Origin of the sequence: Hydrotalea lipotrueae (assembly GCF_019249625.1) — a bacterium.
In the GTDB taxonomy this organism is placed as follows: Bacteria; Bacteroidota; Bacteroidia; order Chitinophagales; family Chitinophagaceae; genus Hydrotalea; species Hydrotalea flava.
In genome coordinates this window covers 1-4,395 of record NZ_JAESDL010000055.1, presented here as the reverse complement: position 1 = coordinate 4,395, position 4,395 = coordinate 1, and the positions used below count along the sequence as shown (strand labels likewise).

The window sequence follows — 4,395 nt, the reverse complement described above, 5'->3', positions numbered from 1 at the left end:
AAATAAGAAAGCTATACGGCCGGTGCCTGAATATAGGCGCTATGGCTGCTTAATTAACTACCGGACTATTGTTATTAACTGATAGAGAAAATATTGTTTTAGAAATTTCTCCTAACGGAAATGTAAGTGAGTTTAAAAGGTTATCTTTATAGTGTTTATGAAAGCAGGCTGATTATAGTTTTGGCCTGCATTTTTTATCCATAAATTGTTGCATTGTTATAAACTGACCTTCCTGTTTCATTGTTTCTATGAACTGATGTAATCTGTCTTCGAGCCTTTTGCCTGAATATCTTTTGGTGTAGTTCGGAATTTGATAGTTGGATAGTTCTGTAAATTCCCAGGGATGCAAGTATAAAGAAACGTACCCGTCTTGCCGCAAGGTTTGTAAGGTAAATTTTACAAACAATGATAGCGGCATGTTTTTAAATGCCAACCAAAATAAAGGAATTCGCAGGTTGGGTGTAACTGATGCAGGAATACGCACTATGTGTTGTTCTGTATACCATGTTCTCGGTAAATGGCGGTTGTTGTATCTTCCCGGAATCCAGGTGGGGTTTACAGAAGCATCGTAGAGGTAACCTGCAGCTTTTAACGCAGCTATATTTACCTGCTGCATTCTAGGCATTCTTAATCCGGCAATGGTTTGCCCGGAAATGACTGCTAATCTTTGTTTCGATAATAATAAATCTGCCTCTTCAAAACGACTATGGTAAAAAGTATGCGAAGCAATTTCTTGTGTACCGGCTAATTGTTGTATTTGTTTCGGAAAATGGATGGCATAATTTGCAGTGGTAAATAATGTACAGGAAATATTGTGTTGCTGCAATATGGTTTCGAGCACATCGGTCCCTTTTTTACCAACATTCATTTGTTCTTCCGGTGATATAGGCTGTCCGTATTCCAGGGGCATATCAAACTCTTCCACATCAAAACTTAATAAAATAAATTTTTCATCCCTCATACTGCAAAGTTATTAGGTTGCCACAATTTGGAAGTAGATACTTTTAAAAATTGTCGGGTCAATATTTGTGCTACAATCACACACCAAATGATAACGTTGGGCAATGCCTTAATGGCATAAGGTCTTGCAATATGATCACGAAACCATGGTGTTAGTATATCAGAATAGGAGAAACTGGTAATTAGGAATGCGGTAATGAATAATACATGAATGAAAATATTTTTGGGTTGTAACCAATACCAAAGGCAAACTGCCGGAAATGCAATGATGTAAGTTGGCGATTCAGAGCCGGTACTAAAAATAACCGGAAACAACAATACCGAACACAATAAGTACAAACCAAATCGTGCATCTTTAAAATAACGGTATGGCAGGTATTGCGATACAAACAATAGGGCCGCCGGTACCAATACCCATATATCTTTCAAATATTTCAATCCAAATAAGCGGCGTAAAATACCCATTGCAGAAATGTCCTGATAATCATTATGAATATCTAACCGAATATTTTTAGCCGATTTTTTCTGCAAACCATGATACCAGTCGGCATAACTTTTTATAATAAAATGTGGTGGTGCAATCAACATGGGTGCTATAAAAAATATTACTGACCAAATTACACTCCAAAGTATAAACCGCATTTTATTTTTACTGAAAAAGAAGAAAGCAAAACCAACAATGCCATAAATTTTGATAAATACGGCAATTAAAATAAAAAATAATCCCCATTTGTCTTTCCCTTCCCAAATAAAAGAAAAACCAAAAATAATGCAGGCAGCTATCAAAGCATTACTTTGTACCCATGATGATGCATTCAACATTTCAACGGAAGAAAAAATTAGTATTAAATTCTGACCCGTTTTTTGAATGGGCAATTTTCTAATGGCAACATATAAAATTCCTGTATTAAATAATACCCATGTAATAGCACCCCAGATTTTGGGTAATACTGCAAAAGGCGCAATTACAATGCTGAAAAAAGGGCCATATAAATTAACATCGGCATAGGTTTGTGGATATTCAAGGTATAAATTAGTTTGTTGCAGGGTATGAAAAAATACATAACGAAAAATAACAAAGTTATTAAATCGGTCATGGCCTATGGCCTGAATAATAACGGAGGTGAGCGATAATCCAAACCAAAGCACTATGGATACCTTTGTATCAGTTAGCCATTGATAGGGTTTCCCAAAATATGGATGTTTATTTTTTTGTATTTCTGCCTGCATATTTATTGAATATTCGTTTCATCTACAATATATTTAGGCCTTTGTTTACTTTGTATAAACAGTTTACCCAAATAAATTCCCATAATTCCTAAAATCATTAATTGTAAGCCGCCAAAAAAAACAATGGTTACAATAGTAGAAGCCCAGCCCGATATGGCTTTGCCGTACCATAAACTATATACTACATAGGGTACATAACAAATAGACAAAGCAGAAAAACTAAAACCCAAATAAATGGCAATGTTTAAGGGTTTTACACTAAACGAGGTTAAGCCTTGTAAGGCCAAACGTACCAATGCTTTATGGTTGTATTTGGTGGTGCCTGCTGCTCTGGCATGCGGGGTATAGGGTATTCCGGTTTGTTGAAAGCCCACCCATTTTATCAACCCCCTGAAAAAAGGCCTGTCTTCGTGCAGGTTATTTAAAATGGCTACTACTTTTTTATCGAGCAAACGATAATCTGCTATGCCATCTTCTAATTCCACATCCGATAAATGATTGATTAACCGGTAAAACAGGGTTGAAGAGAGCTGATTCATTTTTTGGGCATGTTCATTTTTTTCTTCCCGGTAAGTGTATACAACGGCATTGCCTTGCTGCCAAAGTTCAATTAATTTCGGAATCAATTCAGGCGGGTGCTGCATATCGGCATCCATTGTAATAACCGCATCTCCTTTGGCATAATCAAAACCGGCCAATAAGGCATTATCTTTCCCGAAGTTTCTGGAAAACGAAATATAGAAAATATTTTTGTTTGTTTTTTCTGCCTCCTTCAGTGCTTGTAAACTATTATCCGCACTGCCATCATTTACAAAAATAATCTCATATTCAAAAGGGAGCTGTTCAAAAATAGCAGCAATGCTGTTGCTGATAATGGGAATATTCAATTCCTCATTAAACACCGGGATAATAACACTAATCAGCATATTCATGTAGGGTAAGGGTTACCAAAAGTATATGATTTTATTACACACTGCAACACCGGGTAAATTATCGCAGTTAAAACCACCCAAAAAATTTATTTTTGCCGCTCAAAATAACAAATCATGCAAAAAGGACCCGTTTCTCAGTTTATAGAACACCATTACCGGCATTTTAATGCTGCCGCTTTAATGGATGCAGCCAAAGCATACGAAGCGCACATGTTAGAAGGCGGTAAAATGATGATTACTTTAGCCGGCGCCATGAGTACTGCCGAATTGGGCATTTCATTGGCCGAAATGATTCGGCAGGATAAAGTGCAGATAATTAGTTGCACCGGCGCTAATTTAGAGGAAGATATTATGAACTTGGTGGCACACAGCCATTACAAACGGGTACCCAACTACCGCGATTTAAGTCCGCAGGAAGAATGGAATTTACTTGAAAACCATTACAACCGCGTTACCGATACCTGCATACCGGAAGAAGAAGCCTTCCGCCGTTTACAACAACATATTTTTAAACTATGGAAAGATGCCGATGCAAAAGGCGAACGTTATTTTCCGCACGAATACATGTATCAAATGCTGCTCAGTGGCGTATTAGAGCAGTATTATGAAATTGATCCGAAAGACAGTTGGATGCTGGCAGCCGCACAAAAAAATATTCCCATTGTTGTGCCCGGTTGGGAAGATAGTACCATGGGCAATATTTTTGCCAGTTATGTAATAAAAGGCGAACTAAAGGCAGCTACTATGAAAACCGGTATTGAGTACATGGTAACATTAAGCCAATGGTATCGCGTAAACAGTAGCGGCAAAGGGGTAGGGTTCTTTCAAATTGGCGGGGGTATTGCAGGCGATTTCCCTATTTGTGTGGTACCCATGATGTACCAGGATTTAGCATGGCACGATGTGCCCTTCTGGAGCTATTTCTGCCAAATCAGCGATTCTACTACCTCTTACGGTTCTTATTCCGGTGCCGTTCCCAACGAAAAAATTACATGGGGTAAATTAGATATACATACGCCTAAGTTTATTGTAGAAAGTGATGCCACTATCGTAGCCCCATTGATGTTTGCCTGGATATTGGGCTGGTAATGTTTTTGTACCCGGCTGCATTACTACTATATAGCTTCCGTTGCGTCGCACACTTGTACGGCAACCATTCTATTCAACAAGGGCGAAGTGCCGAAATGGTGCTTTGCCCTTATTTAGTCAACCCTCAAAAAGTAATTTTCAATGTTCGATTAAAAATATTGTTGCAATAAAAATTTAAAAGTTG

At 37.8% G+C, this 4,395-nt stretch carries 4 protein-coding genes; 1 reads left to right on the top strand and 3 read right to left on the bottom strand.

The features are described 5' to 3' along the window. Positions 1–172 precede the first annotated feature (172 nt). Genes JK139_RS15320 through JK139_RS15310 form a run of 3 tightly spaced genes read right to left on the bottom strand, consistent with a single transcriptional unit; the run spans position 173 to position 3,122 of the window. The gene (locus tag JK139_RS15320) at positions 173–961 is read right to left on the bottom strand and encodes a polysaccharide deacetylase family protein (protein ID WP_074417650.1); all 789 of its coding nucleotides are present in this window, start codon (positions 959–961) and stop codon (positions 173–175) included. Then, positions 958–2,190 (bottom strand): glycosyltransferase family 87 protein, encoded by a 1,233-nt coding sequence (locus JK139_RS15315; protein ID WP_218332146.1) that lies wholly within the window; start codon positions 2,188–2,190, stop codon positions 958–960. Before JK139_RS15315 ends, JK139_RS15320 begins: the two co-directional genes overlap by 4 nt. Before the next feature lie 2 nt (positions 2,191–2,192). Further along, a complete protein-coding gene (locus tag JK139_RS15310) occupies positions 2,193–3,122 on the bottom strand; it encodes a glycosyltransferase family 2 protein (RefSeq protein WP_074417649.1) in 930 nt (309 codons plus the stop codon). Between the two features lie 114 nt (positions 3,123–3,236). Between JK139_RS15310 and JK139_RS15305 the strand changes: the two genes are divergently transcribed. Further along, entirely contained in the window at positions 3,237–4,211 is a 975-nt protein-coding gene (locus JK139_RS15305) for a deoxyhypusine synthase family protein (RefSeq protein ID WP_074417648.1), read from the top strand. The last annotated feature ends 184 nt before the right edge of the window (positions 4,212–4,395 follow it).

Excerpts from the sequence above, each read along its gene's own strand:
- JK139_RS15310 (WP_074417649.1), bottom strand. The coding sequence starts at position 3,122 with ATGAATATGCTGATTAGTGTTATTATCCCGGTGTTTAATGAGGAATTG.
- JK139_RS15320 (WP_074417650.1), bottom strand. The coding sequence starts at position 961 with ATGAGGGATGAAAAATTTATTTTATTAAGTTTTGATGTGGAAGAGTTT.
- JK139_RS15305 (WP_074417648.1), top strand. The coding sequence starts at position 3,237 with ATGCAAAAAGGACCCGTTTCTCAGTTTATAGAACACCATTACCGGCAT.
- JK139_RS15315 (WP_218332146.1), bottom strand. The coding sequence starts at position 2,190 with ATGCAGGCAGAAATACAAAAAAATAAACATCCATATTTTGGGAAACCC.